At 40.7% G+C, this 20,392-nt stretch carries 24 protein-coding genes; 13 read left to right on the forward strand and 11 right to left on the reverse strand.

What is annotated here, in order from left to right; translation table 11 throughout:
- Positions 1-33: 33 nt before the first annotated feature.
- The 5 genes from J6836_RS09530 to J6836_RS09550 form a co-directional block, all read right to left on the reverse strand.
- A complete protein-coding gene (locus J6836_RS09530; protein ID WP_219248810.1) occupies positions 34-996 on the reverse strand; it encodes a sugar-binding transcriptional regulator in 963 nt (320 codons plus the stop codon).
- 157 nt (positions 997-1,153) lie between these two features.
- A complete protein-coding gene (dhaL, locus tag J6836_RS09535) occupies positions 1,154-1,807 on the reverse strand; it encodes a dihydroxyacetone kinase subunit DhaL (protein WP_219248812.1) in 654 nt (217 codons plus the stop codon).
- Positions 1,808-1,818: 11 nt separating this feature from the next.
- Positions 1,819-2,820: a dihydroxyacetone kinase subunit DhaK gene (locus J6836_RS09540; RefSeq protein ID WP_219248814.1), complete on the reverse strand. Its 1,002-nt coding sequence runs from the start codon at positions 2,818-2,820 to the stop codon at positions 1,819-1,821.
- Between the two features lie 11 nt (positions 2,821-2,831).
- A complete protein-coding gene (locus J6836_RS09545) occupies positions 2,832-4,097 on the reverse strand; it encodes an MFS transporter (protein WP_219248816.1) in 1,266 nt (421 codons plus the stop codon).
- Positions 4,098-4,220: 123 nt separating this feature from the next.
- Positions 4,221-5,333: an MDR/zinc-dependent alcohol dehydrogenase-like family protein gene (locus J6836_RS09550; RefSeq protein WP_273804641.1), complete on the reverse strand. Its 1,113-nt coding sequence runs from the start codon at positions 5,331-5,333 to the stop codon at positions 4,221-4,223.
- Between the two features lie 323 nt (positions 5,334-5,656).
- Between J6836_RS09550 and rpiB the strand changes: the two genes are divergently transcribed.
- Positions 5,657-6,109: a ribose 5-phosphate isomerase B gene (gene rpiB / locus J6836_RS09555; RefSeq protein WP_219248819.1), complete on the forward strand. Its 453-nt coding sequence runs from the start codon at positions 5,657-5,659 to the stop codon at positions 6,107-6,109.
- 32 nt (positions 6,110-6,141) lie between these two features.
- Positions 6,142-8,151 carry a transketolase gene (gene tkt / locus J6836_RS09560; RefSeq protein WP_219248821.1) on the forward strand — a complete coding sequence of 670 codons (2,010 nt, stop codon included), beginning with the start codon at positions 6,142-6,144 and terminating at the stop codon, positions 8,149-8,151.
- A gap of 137 nt (positions 8,152-8,288) precedes the next feature.
- On the opposite strand, the gene J6836_RS09565 is transcribed toward tkt, so the two are convergent.
- On the reverse strand, positions 8,289-9,050 hold the full coding sequence (locus J6836_RS09565; RefSeq protein WP_219248823.1) for an SDR family oxidoreductase: 762 nt from the start codon (positions 9,048-9,050) through the stop codon (positions 8,289-8,291).
- Between the two features lie 492 nt (positions 9,051-9,542).
- Here J6836_RS09565 and fetA point away from each other — a divergent pair, with 492 nt between their 5' ends.
- Entirely contained in the window at positions 9,543-10,196 is a 654-nt protein-coding gene (gene fetA / locus J6836_RS09570; RefSeq protein ID WP_219248825.1) for an iron efflux ABC transporter ATP-binding subunit FetA, read from the forward strand.
- A gap of 54 nt (positions 10,197-10,250) precedes the next feature.
- A complete protein-coding gene (gene fetB / locus J6836_RS09575) occupies positions 10,251-10,982 on the forward strand; it encodes an iron efflux ABC transporter permease subunit FetB (RefSeq protein WP_442959475.1) in 732 nt (243 codons plus the stop codon).
- Positions 10,983-11,042: 60 nt separating this feature from the next.
- Here fetB and J6836_RS09580 read toward each other — a convergent pair whose 3' ends face one another.
- Positions 11,043-12,071, reverse strand: a complete 1,029-nt coding sequence (locus tag J6836_RS09580; protein ID WP_219248829.1) for a LacI family DNA-binding transcriptional regulator — start codon at positions 12,069-12,071, stop codon at positions 11,043-11,045.
- A 234-nt stretch (positions 12,072-12,305) separates the two neighbouring features.
- On the opposite strand from J6836_RS09580, the gene J6836_RS09585 reads away from it, so the two are divergent.
- Both J6836_RS09585 and J6836_RS09590 read left to right on the forward strand, forming a co-directional pair.
- Positions 12,306-13,034 (forward strand): SDR family oxidoreductase, encoded by a 729-nt coding sequence (locus J6836_RS09585; protein ID WP_219248831.1) that lies wholly within the window; start codon positions 12,306-12,308, stop codon positions 13,032-13,034.
- A gap of 40 nt (positions 13,035-13,074) precedes the next feature.
- Positions 13,075-14,694, forward strand: coding sequence for an FGGY-family carbohydrate kinase (locus J6836_RS09590; protein ID WP_219248833.1), 1,620 nt, complete (start codon positions 13,075-13,077; stop codon positions 14,692-14,694).
- Between the two features lie 54 nt (positions 14,695-14,748).
- On the opposite strand, the gene J6836_RS09595 is transcribed toward J6836_RS09590, so the two are convergent.
- Positions 14,749-15,075, reverse strand: a complete 327-nt coding sequence (locus J6836_RS09595) for a hypothetical protein (RefSeq protein ID WP_255586370.1) — start codon at positions 15,073-15,075, stop codon at positions 14,749-14,751.
- Between the two features lie 1,104 nt (positions 15,076-16,179).
- Here J6836_RS09595 and J6836_RS09600 point away from each other — a divergent pair.
- Entirely contained in the window at positions 16,180-16,482 is a 303-nt protein-coding gene (locus tag J6836_RS09600; RefSeq protein ID WP_219248836.1) for a hypothetical protein, read from the forward strand.
- Positions 16,483-16,588: 106 nt separating this feature from the next.
- Here the strand turns inward: J6836_RS09600 and J6836_RS09605 are convergent, their stop codons facing one another.
- Positions 16,589-17,602 (reverse strand): phage integrase, encoded by a 1,014-nt coding sequence (locus tag J6836_RS09605; RefSeq protein WP_219248837.1) that lies wholly within the window; start codon positions 17,600-17,602, stop codon positions 16,589-16,591.
- Positions 17,603-17,668: 66 nt separating this feature from the next.
- A complete protein-coding gene (locus J6836_RS09610; RefSeq protein ID WP_219248839.1) occupies positions 17,669-17,968 on the reverse strand; it encodes a helix-turn-helix domain-containing protein in 300 nt (99 codons plus the stop codon).
- 102 nt (positions 17,969-18,070) lie between these two features.
- On the opposite strand from J6836_RS09610, the gene J6836_RS09615 reads away from it, so the two are divergent.
- Both J6836_RS09615 and J6836_RS09620 read left to right on the forward strand, forming a co-directional pair.
- Positions 18,071-18,346: a Cox family DNA-binding protein gene (locus J6836_RS09615; RefSeq protein WP_219248841.1), complete on the forward strand. Its 276-nt coding sequence runs from the start codon at positions 18,071-18,073 to the stop codon at positions 18,344-18,346.
- Positions 18,343-18,573: a hypothetical protein gene (locus J6836_RS09620; protein ID WP_219248842.1), complete on the forward strand. Its 231-nt coding sequence runs from the start codon at positions 18,343-18,345 to the stop codon at positions 18,571-18,573. Before J6836_RS09615 ends, J6836_RS09620 begins: the two co-directional genes overlap by 4 nt.
- A 16-nt stretch (positions 18,574-18,589) precedes the next feature.
- On the opposite strand, the gene J6836_RS09625 is transcribed toward J6836_RS09620, so the two are convergent.
- Positions 18,590-19,015, reverse strand: a complete 426-nt coding sequence (locus tag J6836_RS09625) for a hypothetical protein (protein WP_219248844.1) — start codon at positions 19,013-19,015, stop codon at positions 18,590-18,592.
- Between the two features lies 1 nt (position 19,016).
- On the opposite strand from J6836_RS09625, the gene J6836_RS09630 reads away from it, so the two are divergent.
- The 4 genes from J6836_RS09630 to J6836_RS09645 all read left to right on the forward strand — a co-directional run bounded on the left by J6836_RS09630 (position 19,017) and on the right by J6836_RS09645 (position 20,391).
- The gene (locus J6836_RS09630; protein WP_219248846.1) at positions 19,017-19,229 is read left to right on the forward strand and encodes a hypothetical protein; all 213 of its coding nucleotides are present in this window, start codon (positions 19,017-19,019) and stop codon (positions 19,227-19,229) included.
- A 211-nt stretch (positions 19,230-19,440) separates the two neighbouring features.
- Complete coding sequence (locus tag J6836_RS09635; protein WP_255586371.1) at positions 19,441-19,848, forward strand: DUF5347 family protein; 408 nt, start codon at positions 19,441-19,443, stop codon at positions 19,846-19,848.
- 68 nt (positions 19,849-19,916) lie between these two features.
- Positions 19,917-20,177 carry a DUF2732 family protein gene (locus J6836_RS09640; protein ID WP_255586372.1) on the forward strand — a complete coding sequence of 87 codons (261 nt, stop codon included), beginning with the start codon at positions 19,917-19,919 and terminating at the stop codon, positions 20,175-20,177.
- A complete protein-coding gene (locus tag J6836_RS09645; RefSeq protein ID WP_048606886.1) occupies positions 20,170-20,391 on the forward strand; it encodes a TraR/DksA family transcriptional regulator in 222 nt (73 codons plus the stop codon). Before J6836_RS09640 ends, J6836_RS09645 begins: the two co-directional genes overlap by 8 nt.
- The last annotated feature ends 1 nt before the right edge of the window (position 20,392 follow it).

Here is a 20,392-nt window from a genome sequence, read left to right on the forward strand (position 1 = left end):
CGCTGCGGTTTGAAATATGACGGGGATGACAAGCTATTGGGACATTTTTAATATCGTCCGCACATTACTCGCACTAGTTGCGATGATATCAATCGCCCCGGTGCGCAATGCGCCCATAATCGCCATTGCCTTGGAGGATTCAGAAGCAATCGCAATCACACACGGAATTTTTCTCAGCTCATCAATACTCAAGCCGATCACTCGGTCATTCATAACAGTATCCACATGCTGCCCTTGTGCATTGAAAAAGTCATACCCTGCGATATCGCCAATAACGCCTTGGTTTAAACTGGCATCCACGATTTCACGGGGTGTAAACCAGCCCAGTTTGACCATATAACTGTCCTCATTCATATCACCAATACCAATCAAGGCAATATCCGCTTTACGGGCACGGTCTAGTGTCTCTTTTATGGTACCGTTCTTCATAAAAGCTTGTTTAAGTTCGTTATTTTCCACATAAGCTGGGGCATACAGTGTTTCACTTGTTCCGCCAAATTTTTTCGCAAGGCGACGGCTGATATGGTCAGCGTTTATCGAATCACCGGGACGATGCGTTCCGCCAATGCCACAAATAAACCGGCAATCTTTTTCAGGCACAGCTCCACCACTATCGGCAACAACAGCAACATTACGCCCTTGCCCTACGGTGACAATCATATTGTCCCGCAGTGTGGTTGATAAATAATTAGCAACCAACGTACCTACCTGATTACGCTGCGATTCTTCATCAGGGTGATCCAATGCAATTAATGCACGGGAAATCGGAAACCGAGAAAGTAATTGCTGTTCGAGTTGGGTACTAAAAATCGGGTGATAGCGAACGTTAATTTCAACTATCCCCTCTTCTTTTGCGCGTTTTAATAAGCGCCCAACCTTAATTCGCGATATCCCAAACTTATTGGCGATCTCTTCCTGCGTAATTTCATCGCGATAATACGCAATCGCAATTTCAGTCAGTAGCTCGATGTCGGAAGATGTTTGTGATCTATCCATAAGGTAGTGATTTCCTCTCAATTGGTGTTAATCGCGACAAGGATAATAAGGTTTTAGTATAGCGTTTCTAGTGGCAATTAATAAGCGAGTTGTCAAAGACAGTGGATATAAAGCGATGTTTTCGGCTCTATATCCACTAAAAAACTAAAATAAACGGCTATGCGTTGGCTACAGCGCCATGTTTTTCAACACTTTGTGCAAGTTGGCAGAGTAATAAGCAGCAAGACGTTGCCCCTGCATCCAATACCCCGCGAGAACGTTCGCCCAAGCGACTGGCACGGCCAATTTTTGCCACTAAATCTAAGGTTGAATCGCGCCCCGCGATGGCCGCAGCTTGCATTGCATCTAACGCTTGCTTGAAATCCTTGCCTGCATTGGTTGCAGATTCAAAAGCATTAATCGCAGGGATCAATGTATCCATCAAGCATTTATCACCGACCTTCGCGCTACTAATGTCTTGCAACTCTGATAAACCGTTTTGTAGCATCGCCAGAAAATCGTGCTGTGAAAGCTCGTTTTTGCCTGAAATACTGTCAGACATCCCCATAAAGAAGCTGCCGTACAGCGGCCCCATCGAACCGCCAATGCCTTCCATTAACGCATCGGAAATCTCTTCAAAGCCTTCACTGAGTGATAATTCGCGCCCTTCAATCGCTTTGGCGCATAGGTTAAAACCTTTCGCCATATTAATGCCGTGGTCACCATCCCCAATTGCACCGTCGATTTCACTGAGATATTCGCGGTTAGACACAATGATATGGACTAAGTCCAGTGTCATTTCATTGCCACGTTCCGTCGAGATAACTTGCATAATGGGCTCCTTTACTTAACCTGTGTTAAACCTAATGAATACGCAGGGACATCCATTAACGTCTTTAATTCTTCATCTACTTTCATTAGTGTCAGTGTGACACCCATCATTTCGAGTGAGGTAAAATAATTGCCCACATAGTTACGCACGATGCGAACACCTTTCTCACTCAATAATTTTTCAACTTCAGCATAATAAATATACAGTTCCATCACTGGGGTCGCACCCAAGCCAGAAACCAGCACGACAACTTCATCCCCTTGTTTTGCCTGCATATCGGTTAAAATTGGCGTTAACATTGTTTGCGCCATTTGCGCCGCTGATTGGATTGGCATAATTTCAATGCCCGGCTCACCATGGTGACCGATACCAAGCTCCATCATGCCATCTTCGATATGGAAATTCGGGTGACCCACCGCAGGAATTGTGCAAGATGTTAATCCAACACCAATGGAGTGGCAGTTATTAATAGCTTTTTGTGCCGCATTAATCACACCATCTAGGTCATAGCCTTTACTGGCTGCTGCCGAGCCAACCTTCCACATTAAAATTTCACCGGCGACACCGCGGCGTTTTTCTTTCTCACTCGCTGGTGCAGAAGCAACATCGTCAGTCGCTACGACAGTTTTAATCTTCATGCCCGCTTTTTCGGCTTTTTTCATTGCCATTTTCACGTTCATGTTGTCGCCAGCATAGTTACCGTATAAACAGGCAACACCAGCACCACTGTCAGCGGCTTTGAACGCATCTAAAAAAGCCCCTGCGGTTGGTGAGGAGAAAATTTCACCGATAGCCACCGCATCTAACATGTTTTCTCCCACATAGCCTAAAAATGCGGGCTCATGACCTGACCCTCCCCCCGTGACAATCCCCACTTTCCCTTGGATTGGCGCTTTCGGGTATTTCAATACGCGGGCATTATCGGTTTGCGCAAAATATTCTGGGTGCGCTTTTAAATAGCCTTGGATAGCGTCTTCAACAACTAGGTCAGGTTCATTAATGATTCTGTTCATAATTCCCTCTTTTACTTATTTTCTGGTGTTAGCTGCATTTTTGCTGACTGATCAAGAAGTTCTTGCGGTACCGTGATAAACCTCATCAATATCGCACTGAACAAATAAAGCCCTGAGAAAATCCAAATCACACCAAACGCCCCAACACTGCTAATAAAAATCCCAACCAGTGCTGGCCCAACAAAGGTACTTAGCCCCGCACCTAAATTCAGTACGGACATGGCAGCGCCTTTATTTTCAGGTGCGAGTGATGGCATGATGGCAGAGAGCGGTACGTAACCGGCAAGGCACGCCCCAAATAACCCTGCCGCTATCATCATCAGGGTATAGTTATGGCCGAAGTAATACGGCACGTAATAGAACATTAGAGTACAAAGCATACAACCGACACATCCGAACCAAATGACAATATTGCGCCAACCAATGCGGTCGCTCACCACACCAAAAATCAAGTTAAAGGCAATATTCACGGTCCAAAGTGCAGCATAGATATGTAACCATTCTGTGCGGGAAAAGCCAAAGTCACCGAGAAACATTGGCATGAAGATCACAAAACCATAAGCCGCTGATGTATTTATGGTTCTAACTATTCCCCCTAAACCAATTTTTGGGTTTTCAAATGCAATGGTGATCCCTTTAAACACATAGTTAAGCGATACTTTTTGTTTTGGTTGTTCGCCGCCCTCATGGCTTCGGTTAAGGGCAATCGCAATAAACGCCCCGATGGTGACAAAAATCAGCCCACTCCATAGCGTTGCCATCTCACCTAAAATTGGTAAGGCATAACTTGAGTACATCACCCCCAACACACCTAGCCCGCCACTGTAGACGAACCAGAAGATCCCCACGGCGGAACCCAATTTTTTAATGGGCGCTTCATACGCTACCCAAACTAAGAAACCGTAGGCAAACATGGGATAGCCAAATCCACGTAATGCATAGGTAGGTATCATGATGGATAAGCTGTTACTTGGCAGGCCAATGGATAAGAAAATGACGGAGCCAATCACAAACATCACAAACCCGAAAATCATCACTCGGCGAGCGGTATAAATTTCCGCTAAAACGCCAGACAACCACGCCGCAACCGCGGCAAAAAAGCCATATACGCTGAACAGTAATGAAGATTGTTCAATACTCATTCCGCGGCTAATAATAAAAGGTGAAAGCCACCCTTGTTCGAGCCCTTCCCCCATCATGAAGATAAGGACACCAAAATAGCCAAGGAGCAACTTTGGCGAAAATCCCGTTACTTTAGACAGTTTATTGATTATCATATCGTTAACCTCAGTGCTTGTTCGCTGGGTTAGGACCTGAATAACAAGCCTTGGTAGGGTGACATTTATTCAGGTCCAATTTTTCTCATTATTGTTTTATTTGCTTGTGAACCCACTACAGCATTACAGGTTCGGGTCTAAGACCACCTTGATATGCGGGTCGCCCTTCGCCATCATGGAAAAACCTTCTGCAAATTTATCCAATGGTAAAATATCCGTTACCACACCTTTGGTTGGGAAATCACCATTGCCGATACCCTCGATAACCAATGGGTAGCAATATGGGCCTAAGTGAGAACCTAATAAATCCAGCTCTTTACGGTCGCTGATAATGCTCCAATCGACAGTTACAGGGTCTTTAAAGACAGAGAATTCAACAAATGTGCCGAGCTTACGGATCATTTTTAGCCCTTGCTCAACGGATTTCGGTGCACCTGTTGCTTCAATGTAAATGTCGCAACCATACCCCTCCGTCATCCCTTTGATGATTTTGTCCACATCATCACGTTTTGGATTCAGTACCATATCTGCGCCAAATTCTTTAGCGAGTTCTAAACGTTTATCGAATAAATCCAATACTACTAATTTGCCCGCGCCCGATTTTTTGATTGCGCCAATCATGCCTAAACCTAGCGTTCCTGCGCCCGAGAGCACAACCACATCGCCCAGTTTCACATTCGCACGTTGCACGGCGTGTAATGAGCAGGCATACGGTTCAATCAAAATCGCGTCTTCAATCGGCATATCCACAGGGACATGGTAGTTGATGGCTTCTTTCGTAAACTTCATGTACTGAGCCATACCGCCATTAACGTTATTTTGGAAACCATACAGGTCGTGTTTTTCACACATCCAATATTCACCGCGTTTACAGAAACGACATTCCCAGCAAGGAACTATTTGCTCGGAAATCACGCGGTCACCTAATGCGAACCCCTCTACTTTTGAGCCAAACCCAACAACGTGGCCGATAAATTCGTGCCCTGGGATCATTGGCGCTTTAATATAGGCAGGTTGCTCAGCATCCCCCCAAAAGCTTGGCGCGCCTTCAAACGCTTTCACATCACCTGCGCAAATCCCGCAAGCTTCGACGCGAACTAAAATTTCTTCTTCACCAATTTTTGGAACATCGACAGTTTCTAAACGGTAATCTTTCGGTGCATAAGCCACTACCGCTTTCATTTTTTCTGGAATGCCTTCGCTCATCGTGGCTTTTTGATCACAGTGTTCACACATAGTCTTACCCTCGGCGGTTTGTTAAATGAACATAAGTTCAATGAAGATACAAATTAACCATACCTTCTTTTAATCACCTATGCACATCACCAGATTCTCAAAGTGTGATTCAGAGCAAATATTCATATAAAATCGGTATAAAATGGTGACATTGCGCTTTTTTAGCAAAAAAAATTGATTTTAAGGCCATAGATCACAAAATTTTGCTTATCCAAATTAAAAACATATGTTCACCTATTGATTATTTGTTCATAAAATCCTATTTTCTAAATAGTACATTTGAATCAACAATGAACTTTTGTTCAACCATAAGGATCTCAATCATGCTATCTATTGCCATTGGTGCAGACGACGCCGCATTTGAAATGAAAGATTTGATCAAACAACATCTCGCAGCGCTGAATATTCAAGTCACCGACTATTGTTTAAATACAGGGGTTAAGGATGAAATGTACCCAGATGTTGCCCATGCCGTCGCCACCGCTATTGCACAAGGAAAACATCAACGTGGGATATTAATTTGTGGGACAGGTATTGGAATGTCTATCGTTGCCAACAAAGTTGCGGGGATTCGTGCCGCACTCTGCCACGATACCTATTCAGCGGAACGCGCACAAAAAAGTAACGATGCGCAAATTATTACCTTTGGTGCGCGTGTCATTGGCTCTGAACTTGCAAAAGCTATCGTCGATACTTGGCTGGCTTCCCATTATGAAGGTGGACGTTCAGCGCCAAAAGTCGCTCGCATTAGTGAATATGAAAATGGGAAACGTTAGTTTCACGTAGACAGTTTTCTAGGAGTGTTTTTATGTACACACAGGCACAAAACCCGTTAGCGAACGCCATCCGTTTTCTTTCTATAGATGCAGTGCAAAAAGCCAACTCTGGCCACCCAGGTGCGCCAATGGGTATGGCGGATATCGCTGAAGTGCTTTGGCGAGACTACTTACAACATAACCCTGCCGACCCGACTTGGCCAAACCGTGACCGCTTTGTCCTTTCAAACGGTCATGCCTCAATGCTGCTCTATAGTTTATTACACTTAACGGGCTACGATGTTTCCATTGACGATTTAAAGCAATTTAGGCAATTGCATTCAAAAACGCCTGGGCACCCTGAATTAGGTTATACCCCTGGAGTGGAAACAACGACAGGCCCCCTTGGCCAAGGCATAGCCAACGCAGTCGGCATGGCAATTGCAGAAAAAACTCTTGGCGCGACATTTAACCGTTCTGGATTCCCTGTTATTGACCACTTCACCTATGTTTTTCTCGGGGATGGCTGCTTAATGGAGGGGATCTCCCACGAAGTGTGCTCTCTTGCGGGCACATTAAAGCTGAATAAACTCATCGCTTTTTATGATGACAACCAAATATCCATTGATGGAAATACTAAAGGTTGGTTTACGGATAACACTGCCGAACGTTTTGAAGCATATGGCTGGCATGTTATTCGCCGCATTGATGGCCATTCAAGGCCCGCCATCAAAGCGGCTATTGAGCAAGCTCGCCAACAAACGGATAAACCGACACTGATTATTTGCCGCACCACCATCGGTTATGGTTCACCAAATAAAGCCGGAACTGCAAATTCACACGGCGCGCCACTTGGTACGGAAGAAATTGCGTTAACACGCCAGCAACTAGGCTGGAAATACCCACCATTTGAAATACCTGAAGAAATTTATGAACCATGGAACGCCATCGCCCGTGGCTCGCAACAGCAATTACAGTGGGAACAAGCGATTAGAGAGTATACAAAGCAATACCCAGAACTTGCTGAACAACTCACTGCGCGGTTATCTAACCAAACGCCAAGTTCATTTGCTTCTGTGATGACAGATTACATTCAAAAGTTGAATGATAACCCTGAAACAATCGCCACCCGCAAAGCATCACAAAACACCCTCAATGTAATTGGTCCTGTTTTACCTGAATTAATTGGCGGTTCCGCAGATTTAGCACCCAGCAACCTCACCTATTGGTCTGGTTCCGTCCCAATCAATGAACAACCTGCAGGTAACTATATTCATTACGGTGTTAGGGAGTTTGGCATGACCGCCATTGCCAACGGTATTACCTTACACGGTGGTTTTCGCCCTTATACCGCAACCTTTTTGATGTTCTGCGAATATGCACAAAATGCTGTGCGCATGGCAGCACTGATGAAATTACCCCAAGTACTTGTTTATACGCATGACTCCATTGGGTTAGGGGAAGATGGGCCAACACATCAACCAGTAGAACAACTTGTTTCTTTGCGTGCAACACCGAACCTGTCCGTCTGGCGTCCGTGTTGCCAAGTGGAAACGGCGGTTGCTTGGCAACAAGCCATCACCAACCAACAAACACCAACAGCGCTGATCCTATCACGGCAAAATCTACAGCAACACTCCCGTACCGCTGAACAGCTAGCCAATATCCAACGAGGGGGTTATATATTACGCAGTAATAGCCAAACCCCTGAATTATTGCTGATTGCAACGGGTTCCGAAGTCACTTTAGCCGTTGAAGCATGGCAATATCTCACCAACCAAGGCTTTAAAGTCAATGTTATTTCCATGCCATCAACGGACACCTTTGATAAGCAGTCCACTGACTACCAACAATGTGTATTGCCCAATCATGTTCGCAACCGAATTGCTATCGAAGCCAGTATCAGTGATTACTGGAGAAAATATGTAGGGCTTGATGGGTTAGTTATGGGAATGAATAGTTTTGGTGAATCTGCCCCCGCTGAACAATTATTTGATTATTTTGGTTTTACGGTGGAGAAACTTATTCAGCAATCGTTATCATTATTACAGCCCAAAGCGTAACCAATAGCGAAGTTATTTAAATCTGTTATCCTACTTTGTAATTTATATTACAAGCCAAATAATAAAATCATTATTTGGCTTATTTTTTCTTATCATAAATAAGCGAATAATCTATTTTATCCGCTTATTGCATTTAATTACTGAATACTATATCCGCCATCAATCACTAAATTATGTCCCGTGATCATATCGGAAGCATCACTAGCTAAAAAGAGCGCGCAGGCAGCAATTTCTGACGGTTCCGCAAAACGCCTTGCTGGGATTTTCTCTTTCATTTCATCGCCTTTTGGCCCTTCCCATGCTTTTTTGCCCAGCTCAGTGAGAACGATAGTCGGTGATATCGCATTGGTTTGAATGCCCTTAGGGCTCCACTCTAATGCCAAAACCTGGGTTAAACCAATAATCGCGGCCTTGCTTGCACAATAAGCAGCATGTTGATCCAATGCAATAACTCCGGCCTGTGATGCCATATTAATTACCTTACCTTTTCCTTGTTTAATCATGATATTACCTGCTGCTTGGCACACAAGGAATGTACCTTTAAGATTGACATTCATGGTCAAATCCCAGTCCTGCTCACTTAAATGCTCTGCGGGTGCCAATGCAACAATCCCCGCACTATTGACTGCAATATCCAATGCACCGTAATGATTTACCACTTGCTCAACCATTTGCAATACAGAATCCTTCTTTGTAATATCACATTGAATACCAATGGTATTTTTCATTCCGTTAGCAACATCAATGACGTTCTCAGACTTATCAACCAAAGCAACCTTGGCGCCTTTTTCCACATAGAGTTGTGCAATTGCTAAACCAATACCTGCAGCACCCCCTGTGATTAATGCAACTTTACCATCAAGAGAAAATTGGGTATTAAAACCATTAAATTTTGCCATTTTGATTCCTTAATATCATGAGGTGATATTTAACATTGGGAGATATAGATATTGGGTTCATCCAACCCCTTAATAACCTATGAATGTTTAGTTATTTAATTAAGATAATATTATTTAAATATAATATCTACATCCATAATTTAAAATAAAGCGCCACATCCCATTATTTATATAATAATAGAAAACCATAAGAACATATGTTCAAAATAAAATTAAATTTGATTATTTGTCTATATTCATTATCTATTCTAAAGTCATCCAATCTCTTTTATTGTTTAAAATAACACCACATACACACAATAATCGTATTCTAGCTAGCCTTAGATAATCCGACTTTACATAATGCAGTGTAAATTTCACAATAACTAGCGCATACTATTAGTTATATCTAAATTGATATCAAACAAAGCCAATAGCCTGATATCAGATAAAATAGAGAAATAGCTCTCATTCGCGTTAATAACGTGAATTGATTACATAGGTCATGGAAAAATGGAAAAAAACCGTTCACTACTGCAACTAAAGGATATTGGCTATTCGATTGATGAGAAAACGATTCTTGATAATGTGCAGATTAACCTACATGCCAGCGAATTTAAACTCATTACAGGGCCATCCGGTTGTGGAAAAAGTACTTTATTAAAGATTGTGGCATCACTGATTTCCCCAACCCAAGGGAGTATTATTTTTAACGGGCGAGACATTAATAATCTCTCTCCTGAGACCTACCGTCAGCAAGTGTCATATTGTACTCAAACCCCCGCATTATTCGGGGCTACAGTTTACGACAACTTAGTTTTCCCTTACCAAATCAGAAAACAACCTTTTGATAAAACAAAAATTATCAGTGACTTGCAGCATTTTTCATTGCCTGAAACTATTCTTGAGAAAGGAATTAACGAGCTTTCGGGAGGCGAAAAACAGCGCATTTCATTAATTCGAAATTTACAGTTCCTACCCGAAATTTTACTGCTAGATGAAATCACGAGCGCCCTAGATGAAGAAAATAAAGTCAAAGTGAATGAATTAATTCATAAACTGGCGATAGAAAAAGGTATTGGGGTTTTATGGGTGACTCATGACCAAGATGAAATTGCCCATGCAAATGAAATCATCACCCTTCCCGTTCATCTGGCTAAACAATAGGATACTATCGTGCATCAACCTGCCATTTCCAATGAGTCTCTTACGTTTTCTATCATGTTAGTCTTAGTGGCGATTTTTATTAGTCATAAAGAAAAGCTGTCTTTAGAAAAAGATATTATTTGGAGTACCTGCCGTGCCATTATTCAATTATTGATAGCTGGCTATATCTTAAAATATATTTTTAATGTTGATCATGCGGTTCTCACTGTGGCTTTAGTACTCTTTATTTGTGTCAATGCTGCGTGGAATGCCAAGAAAAGAAGTAAATATTTAGATAAAATCTATCTCACTGCTTTTATTGCGATTACGTCAGGCACCTTTCTCACGCTACTCGTCTTAATTCTCACCAAAGCCATTGCGTTTACCCCAATGCAAGTCATACCGATTACGGGGATGATTGCGGGAAATGCAATGATAGCTGTCGGGTTATGTTTTAATAATTTGGGGCAACGATTTGCCAGCCAGCAGCAGCAAATTCAAGAGATGTTAAGCCTTGGAGCTACGCCTAAAGTGGCTTCTGCATCAATCATTCGGGAAAGTATTCGCGCCTCGTTAATCCCTACTGTTGATTCCGCTAAAACGGTGGGTATTGTCAGCTTACCAGGGATGATGTCGGGGTTAATTTTTGCGGGGGTCGACCCATTACAGGCCGTAAAATACCAAATTATGGTGACTTTTATGTTATTAGCCACTGCCAGTCTTTCGACAATATTAGCAGGCTATATGACTTACATTAAATTTTATAATCAACGTCATCAGTTATTGGTTGAAACCTTAAATAAATAACCCTCAACATTTCGTGTTGCCTGTTTTTCTACAGGCAGCACTTCATTTATATCCTGCATTTTATCTTATTCCAACAGGTGATACCTCGATTAATTGCGGTTGATTATCCCCCTCATCAATCAGCTTGAAAATATGGTTGAGCATTGTTGGCACATCTTGCTTCACCATTTCAATCTCATTACCTAATAGTGCCACAAACGGATCCCAGTCAAAACACCCTAAGTTAGGTTGATTTTCACCTGTACAACCTTGCTCCCCTAACCAACGCATCACCCCTTCTAATGAAATAGTGGAGTTAATAAACAGACCTCCTTGGGCTATTTTTTGTAAGTTTCCACGGTGCTTTTTAACAAAAGTAGACAAGGCTTTTTCCGCTTTTTCAGGAGCATACCCACAAGCTAAAATATTTTCATTTGGAACAGTAATGCCCATTTCATTATGCGCATCAATAAAGCCGCGTATACGTTCGCGGGTATTATGGTCGTGCTCACGCCCACCAATAAAAATTAGCGGATTATTTAACGTTTCAGAACACCCCTTTTTGTTTAAAATTCGCAGTGTGAGGTTTTTTGCACCGAGATAATTATCTGAAATTACAGATGGTGCTAAAGTACCAGGCAAATCCAAATTTAATGTTGGCACACCTGAAGATTGACAAATCTCAGTGATTTTATCTGGGTTCGTTGCCCCTGTCGAAATCAACCAATCCACCTGGTAAGATAACATGGTACGCGCCGCTTCTAACTCCAATTTAGGATCACGACGCGTACAGGTAATAATCGGAAATAACCCTCTTTCTCGCGCCATTTCCTCAAAATGTTCCACTATCGAACCAAAGTAACGGTTATCGTATTTTGGTACCAACATACCAATGATTTTTGATTTATTACTGCGCAGTAAGCTGGCTTGTTTGTTAACTGAATAATTTTGCTCCTGCGCAATACGCATCACTTTTTCAGCCAATTGCGCACTAATACGCCTTTTTTGCCAATTTCCATTAAGAACCGCACTCACCGCACTCGCTGAAACACCAGCCAGCTCCGCAAGGTCGTAGATCGTTGTTTTCTTATTTTGTCTGATCTTTGTCACAGATTCATATCTCCATTTTTTCCTAGCTTGACACCAAAGTACAAAAGTCGCAATACTGCTACATCGATTGAGCAATATTGAAATTGATGAAGCATGAGTTGGTATAATGAAAAAGAATTAATATCAATCCATCCTATGCAGCCACCTTAACGAGTTCAGTGACTCATTGTCATCTCATTGATTTCATTATTTTTCACTTTCTTTTTTGCTAAAATCCGATTGGAGTAAATCATTATGGCTATTTCCATTGAAAACAAAGTCGCCGCAATTACAGGTGCGGCATCTGGTATTGGTCTTGAATGTGCTCGTACACTCATCAAAGCAGGTGTCAAAGTGGTTCTGATTGACCGTGCTGAAGATAGATTAAATCAACTTGTTGCTGAATTAGGCGAAAATGCGATCCCTCTAGTCATTGATTTAATGAACACAAAACAAGTCGATGGCATGTTAGATGCTATTCTCGAAAAAGCAGGCCGTTTAGATATTTTCCATGCAAATGCAGGCGCTTATATTGGTGGTCCTGTGGCGGAAGGCGATCCCGATGTTTGGGATAAAGTGTTAAATCTCAATATTAATGCTGCTTTTCGTAGTGTCCGTGCCGTTTTACCTCACTTTATTGCTCAAAAATCTGGCGATGTCTTATTCACCAGCTCAATCGCAGGCGTTGTACCTGTTATTTGGGAGCCAATTTACACAGCTTCTAAATTTGCAGTTCAAGCTTTTGTTCACTCGACTCGCCGCCAAGTTGCAGAACATGGTGTCCGTGTTGGTGCCGTTTTACCTGGTCCAGTGGTTACTGCATTGTTGGATGACTGGCCAAAAGAAAAAATGGAAGAAGCGCTGGCAAATGGTAGCTTAATGCAACCGATTGAAGTGGCTGAAGCCGTTCTCTTTATGCTAACTCGCCCAAAACATGTCACGGTTCGTGACCTTGTCATTGTGCCAAACAGTGTTGACCTTTAACGCTTTTTTCAGTCCGTAATGGTTAATTTTTGGAGGTAAAATGCATCATTCAACCCCTCAAAATGATAAAGTGGTTATCGGCATTGATGTTGGTACAGGCAGTGCTCGCGCTGGCGTATTTGATATGACAGGCAAAATGCTGGCGTCTGCCAAGCAAGATATTACCCTTTATCGAGATAGCGCCCACTTCGCTGAGCAGTCCAGTAACCAAATTTGGGAAGCTGTTTGCTACTGTGTTAAGCAAGCTGTCACGACTTCAAATATTTCTGCGCAACAGGTGGCAGGAATTGGCTTCGATGCAACCTGCTCACTTGTGGTGATTGGGCACGATAAACAGCCTATTTCTGTTAGCCCTAGTCAAGATCCAAACCGTAACATTATTGTCTGGATGGATCACCGTGCAACTGAACAAGCCGAACGTATTAATCTGTTAAAACACCCTGTTTTAAACTATGTAGGTGGCAAAATTTCCCCTGAAATGGAAACGCCAAAGATCTTATGGTTAAAAGAAAACTTGCCTCAAACCTATGAAAAAGCGTGGCAATTCTTTGATTTAGCTGATTTCTTAACGTGGAAATCAACTGACTCATTAGCACGCTCAACCTGCACCGTCACTTGCAAATGGACTTATCTCGCTCATGAGAAACGCTGGGATGCAGACTATTTCCATCAAATTGGTTTATCTGAACTTGCTGATGAAAAATTTGCCCGAATTGGCCAATTGATTGTTGAACCGGGAACTCCTTGTGGTTCTGGCTTAACAGACGATGCAGCAAAGCAAATGGGCTTATTAGCAGGTACACCTGTTGCATCGGGTATGATTGATGCCCACGCAGGGGGGATTGGTACGGTGGGTGTCAATGGTGATGCGACTGCCAACATGGCATATGTTTTTGGTACGTCATCTTGCACCATGACAACAACCAAAGAGCCTGTTTTCATACCCGGTGTTTGGGGCCCGTATTACAGTGCGATGGTACCAGGCATGTGGTTAAATGAGGGTGGACAAAGTGCTGCGGGTGCAGCGATTGATCAGCTACTTTCCCTTCATCCAGCATGCGCAGGCACAAAAATCACCGCAAAAGAGCATGGGAAGCCACTTCCAGTCTATTTAGCTGACCTTGTGTTAGAAAAAGCTACGTCGGCATCTCAATCTGTTGAACTTGCTGAAAAAATTCATGTTGTTCCTGAATTTTTAGGTAACCGCGCACCATTTGCTGATCCACATGCAAGAGCGGTCATTGCAGGACTCACCATGGACAACAGCTTAGAGAATCTACTGTCATTTTATATTGCTGGTGTATGTGGTATTGGCTATGGTTTAAGACAAATCATTGAGGCACAAGCAAAATCAGGGGCTGCAATTGAAAATATTGTCGTTAGTGGTGGTGCAGGACAGCACCCATTAATTCGCCAGTTATTAGCAGATACATGTGGCGTCCCCGTCATTTCCACACAAGCAAGTGAACCTGTTTTACTTGGTTCAGCCATCTTAGGTGCTGTAGCGGGTAAAATTTGTGGCGATGTCGCCCAAGCCATGGATCAATTTAGTGAAATTGATTTAACTTACCATGCAGATGAAAGCTATAAAACTTGTCATGATACGCGTTTTGCTTCTTTTATAAAGCTTCAGCAATGCGCAAGAGAACTCAAAGGTTAAAATATCTTCCGATAAAGAAAGCCGTTTTGGCTTTCTTTATCCCCCACTGTAGAATTAGAAACAGTACTTGTCCCATAGCGCATCCATCATTTCCATGGGTAATAAATCATAATCCCCTTCCACTAGCGGAATGGACATTATGACACGTCCGTCCTTACCATTATAGGCTTTCACGACAAACTTTTTATAGCCTTCGAGTCGAGCATTCTTCACTCGAAATACCTCGCCACAGACATAACCTAAGTCCCCTTTATCTGCTGTCTGTCGAATGAAATTATATTTCACATTTCGAAAAGAAGCTGATTCAGGATATGACAAATAATCCTCTACATTGGCCTTTGCCATTTTGACCAAATCAGGGGTTGGAGAATAGTTCAGCATGACCCCAAAAATAAAAGAGCACCCTGTTAACAATAGGATTGTGAGCAATTTTATTATGTTCATATATTTAAGCTCTCATAAACGCAGTAACACATCCAATTGACCAAAACTGTTCACCACACCTTTCATAAAAGGTATGTAAGTAGATATATTTAGTTAATTGTAAGAAAGTAATAATTATTTTAATTACGGGGTTGGCAATCCATATAAGAATAATTTATTAGAAAGAACCCCCAGCTAATATCTGTTTCATATAAAAGTCACGATTGGCAGAAAATCGATTTACTCTAATCAATACAATCAAACCCGTATTTATACTTCATTTTACCCATTACATGAGTAAGTATACCAGTATTGAACCTTGAATATAAATAGTACCTTAAAGATTAACTGTTGCAATTTGTATTTTTTATACAATAAAGGTTTCATACTTACCGTACCAGAAACAACAATCTGCCTTAACAGTTTAATACTGTTTAATGTTACTTATATTCAATATATTATTAAATAATACAATGTATATAATAGTGTTGCTAACTGTGAATAAACCCGTATTATGAGTAATGATACTCAATTAATGCGTAAATTAAATTTACAATATAAATTCCTTAATTAACTATTTAAATTCAACCACCCAAATAAAAACAAAAACATGTTTAATTTCAATTGGATAAAATAAAACAATCAATTGACACTTTTATCAAAAAAAGCTTTTATAAAATATACTTTCGTCTTCTTATTTTACATCCCCTACTAACAATAACAGTAAATCCATCAAAGCAAAATCATATAATACATTGATTAATAAAAACAAAAACAAACCGCACTCATGCATGATATTATTGAAACCGTAAAAAACAAAAGCGAATAACAATATATTAACAATTAACCCATAAGAATATTTAACTTAAATTTACTTAAAAGTACTATTGTATTTTCAATATAAAGTAAATAGCCCTTGTGCTACCTATCATAAATCGCCAAAAATACAGAATATTCTTACATTCCCTAAGCATTCAACGAATACATAAAATTATCCGACGAGAATTGACAAAATAATATTGTAAAATCAGGTAGCATTTGCAGCCTAAAAAAGGGGATTCCATGACTAATATCCAACTACTATTACTAGCAACAAACAATCTCACCCATAATACTGAGCTTAGCCACTCACAAGAATCCTATGTCTACCAGTATTACCACACACATGTAGCCAATCAATTTGCAAATATTGCAGACTTTATGTCTGACTTTATGCATAAAATGGCAGAAGCTATAAATGATGACAATTTAGTCGCTGTATCTCGCGAACAAATTTATCTCGCGATTGAACAGTATCTGATCATTGCAAAGAAGCGTTATATTGAAAGGCAAAAGTTATTGCAGAAAATTGCTGAGAAAAAATAAAACAGGCCCCATAATGAGGCCTTTTAAATCCCTCTAAAATCAATATATTCAATAAAAACAATATATTAATTAGATAGATAAAAGCGCTTAAAAGTGCTTAAACACGCTATAGTGTGGTCAGCGTGTGGACACTTTTATTCATTCCAGCCTGCCCTTTTAAAGGGTTGTATGAAATGGCATCCTGAAGAAAATCAGGAGCAAAATGCGCATATGTTAAAGTCTGTTTTAACGAGCTATGACCTAATATTTTTTGAAGTGTAATAATGCTTCCTCCATTCATCATAAAATGTGTAGCAAATGTATGTCGTAGAGAATGCACGGCCTGCCCTTGAGGCAATGAGGGTTTTGCTTCTTTTAGTAAGCGGCGAAAATCCTTATAGCGAACATTCGGAAAAAGTAGCCCTTTCTTATTGTTACATATCAGCTCAGCGACTTCGGGCGATATTGGTACCGTCCGTACCTTGCCTGTTTTGGTATATGTAAACCTGACTCTATTTTCTATGACATGTTCTCTTTTCAGTTTCATCGCTTCCCCCCACCTAGCACCGGTACTTAAACATAAAACTGCAATGTTATAGTTGTCACCGGAAAGATTCGCTAAAAGTAATTTGATGTCTTCATCCGTTAAATAAGACATCTCAGGTACTTGCTCTTTGTATTTTCCAAAGTCAGCTAATGGGTGCGTACCCTTGTAAAAATTAGTTTTAATAAGGTCTGAAAAAACACCTCTTAATGCCGTTATTTCTTTATTTACCGTTGATGCTTTTATCCCTTTTGCTCGCCTTATTTCTGCATATATAGAAAGTCGGCTATTAGTCAATTGAGATACGGCAGGATCGGATAGTCCATTGCAAACTCGCTCTGCTTTTTTTCTGTGACTAACCCCATGTTCTGCATGCTTACCAAACAATTCCCACCACTGAGTAATTAATTCACTCAGCTTCCTATTATCAACTAACTTTGGTAACCATTCTTTTTCACTATGGTTCGCCAAGGTATAACGCTCAAAAGCAATTGCTTCATGCTTTTTATTAAATTTCCGTCTGATCCGCTTTCCATTGCGCCCAGTCGGCCTAATGTCCACTTCATATCGACCATCTTCGAGTTTCTTAATTGACATAAGAATTCCCTCCAATGGTAGAAAGACTTTGTGAATCAATAAATTCGCAAAAATCTTGATGTAATGTTAACCAGTTTTCTTTTCTGAGCGGGATGAAGTTGTTGCCTCTTGCCCACTGTGTGCGAGGGCCGGAGCAATTTGACCAGCCTCGGGATCTATTTCATCAAACATGAACCAATCTCTATATTTTCTAAAACGTGGGTGCTTAAACAACTTTATACCCGCCTCCATTGGCATCTTGGCTTTATCAGTTTCATAACCATGATATGAAGTATAATTAATCTCTGTTATATCAGAGACTTCCCTCTTTGTGAGCTGCTCTGAATTACGGATTAGCTTTAATTTCTGACCTTGGCTTGTTGACATTGTTTCGATATCTCCATATTATTTCGATAAATAGAATTTATCTAGTCTCGCAACTAGGCGTAAAAGAGCGCTAAAGGGCGCTCATGAATAAGAGGTTATCAGATGTCGAAAGAAATCGGAAATCAGAAAGAATATTCGGAATTCGTTACTGAAACAAAATTTGCTGGCTATATCGGAAAAACTCCTAAAGCCGTGTCCGATATGCGTAAAGATGGAAAACTGCCATATGTAGAAGTAAAGCACCCTGATAATTCACGCGGTGAATATTACATCGACGTTACTGCGTGGAATAAAGGTTTACGTATGGCTAGGGAGAGAATGCCAAAAGAATTGCGTGATGGCTGGTTAATTTGGTTAGGTATGGGTGAACCTCAATGATTAATCAATTAGTCCAGATATCAACCCATAGCTTTAAATATCGTAATTTCCTGATTGTGATGTTACCCGCTAAAACATTGAACCCAGTAACCCGCTTTCATGTTCAACGAAATGGTGATTCGTTTGGGTTATTTGATTCGATGGATGAGGCTACTGGTTATATCGATAAGTTATGCATCAGGCGTAACACTAGCCCAATTATTGATGAAGTTCCTTTTCATCAATAATTAAATTCTAAGAAAACTAGTTAGATAGTGTTTTGTATAGCAATGCAACACCAGAAGTTAAGACTGATGATGATATGTTTACGATTGTATCTTTAACACCTGATTTGGCTGCTTCTACAAGTTGGTCGCCTAAAGATGGTTCTAATGAATTAGGCGTAAGTTTCAATAATTCAAGACCTTTTGCTGTTAAAACTGCATCGGAGAAAGAATAGCCATACTGAATGTTTGAGGAAATGTAACCATGCTCTACTAACCATGAAACAGTTTCCGTAACAAATATAGCATCATGGTTAATTGATGACTCTTCAAATGGATCTTGCGCTGTATCGGGAAATAATCGTTCTACTGTAAAAGCTCTTCTTACAGGAAATGATTCGTATAAAGATGCTAAAACAACACCGGTTATTTCATTGAATTTTTTAATGTTAGTTGGAGTAGACACTATGGATACCCTTTCAGATAAGAAAGAAAAATATGATGAACTATATAAAACATACCATTCCATAATTGAAATGCAATTATCACTTAGTATGGACGGAGTCAGAGCCCAAAAAGTATGGCGGACTGCATTATCAGATATTGATGTTTCGGTTTTATCAGATGTACTTGCTGAAGTTTTAAATCAAGTGGGTCACAAAATTTTGTCGTGTAGATAACATAAGGGGTGACTATAAAATGACTCAATTACAATTTCAGCAGCATAAACATAAATTAACAAGTTCATCATTTAATGAATGTAAACGAAATAAAAAACGCCAATTATCATTGATGGATAAAATATTATTGGTCGGGGGTATTTTGTTCTTCTTATATTTATTCTCAGTTTCTATTAGATAAATAGTAATGGGTAATTCCGCGGCTGTATTAGTGAAAACTAAACAGTTAATCCAGTTGCTAGATAATGTAAAGCAAGACGCAAGGTCAGCCGATGCAATTGCTCACCAAGCGAATATAAAGCTTTATCAGAACCAAGGTGCAACCTTTGAAAGCCGAGTCAATGGACTAAATCAAGCCGCAAAGTTAAGAACTTCAGTATTCCATTCTGATAAGGACGATCCAGATAATAGAGAGCTAGCTGGTTTTATTGAATATTTAAGGCTAAGCGATGAACGGATGCTAAATATGATTTTTTATTTAGCGGAAATAAAAAGCAATCAACATCACTTAGGCTTCGAGGAATTTAATAAAGAGGAAAAACAGTCCATTATTTCAGCAGTAAATCAAGTTAAAGCACTCGCGGCGCTATTACCGAAACATATCGCCATGCCTATTTAAGGTAAAAAAACAAATTAATGACGTTAGCGCGTCAGGGATTTCTACATTCTAAATTTGAGGGTTTGATAATGAAAAGTAAAGAGATAAAGCCAATTTTGATCGGCGTTGATACTGCAATCAGTGAACCTGATTATTCCGCTGTCACTATCAGCGTTAAGGCGATTCGTGAAGATGAACGCAAAACGATGCTGGATAAATTTTCCTCTCGCCTTGATGCCCTTGCGTGCAAATTCATCAATGAAAAATTAAATGATGAACAAATTCACCAGTTATTGATGAGTGAGTCTATCCATTTTTCAAATCTGGCTGCGGAGTTAGATCATGTCTAAAGAAATTGACCGCGCTAGCGAGCACGAAATGCTTATGCGTGAACAGCAAATAAAAACCATTACTAATCGTCTAGTCAGTGTTTCCGCTTTTGAATGTGAAGACTGCGACAAACCTATTTCAGAAGCGCGCCGCATTGCATCACAGGGTTGCACTCGCTGCATTGATTGCCAAACGATTTTTGAGCTTAAAAGTAAACATTATCGGAGCGTGTGAC

Source organism: Providencia sp. R33 (genome assembly GCF_019343475.1).
GTDB lineage: Bacteria > Pseudomonadota > Gammaproteobacteria > Enterobacterales > Enterobacteriaceae > Providencia.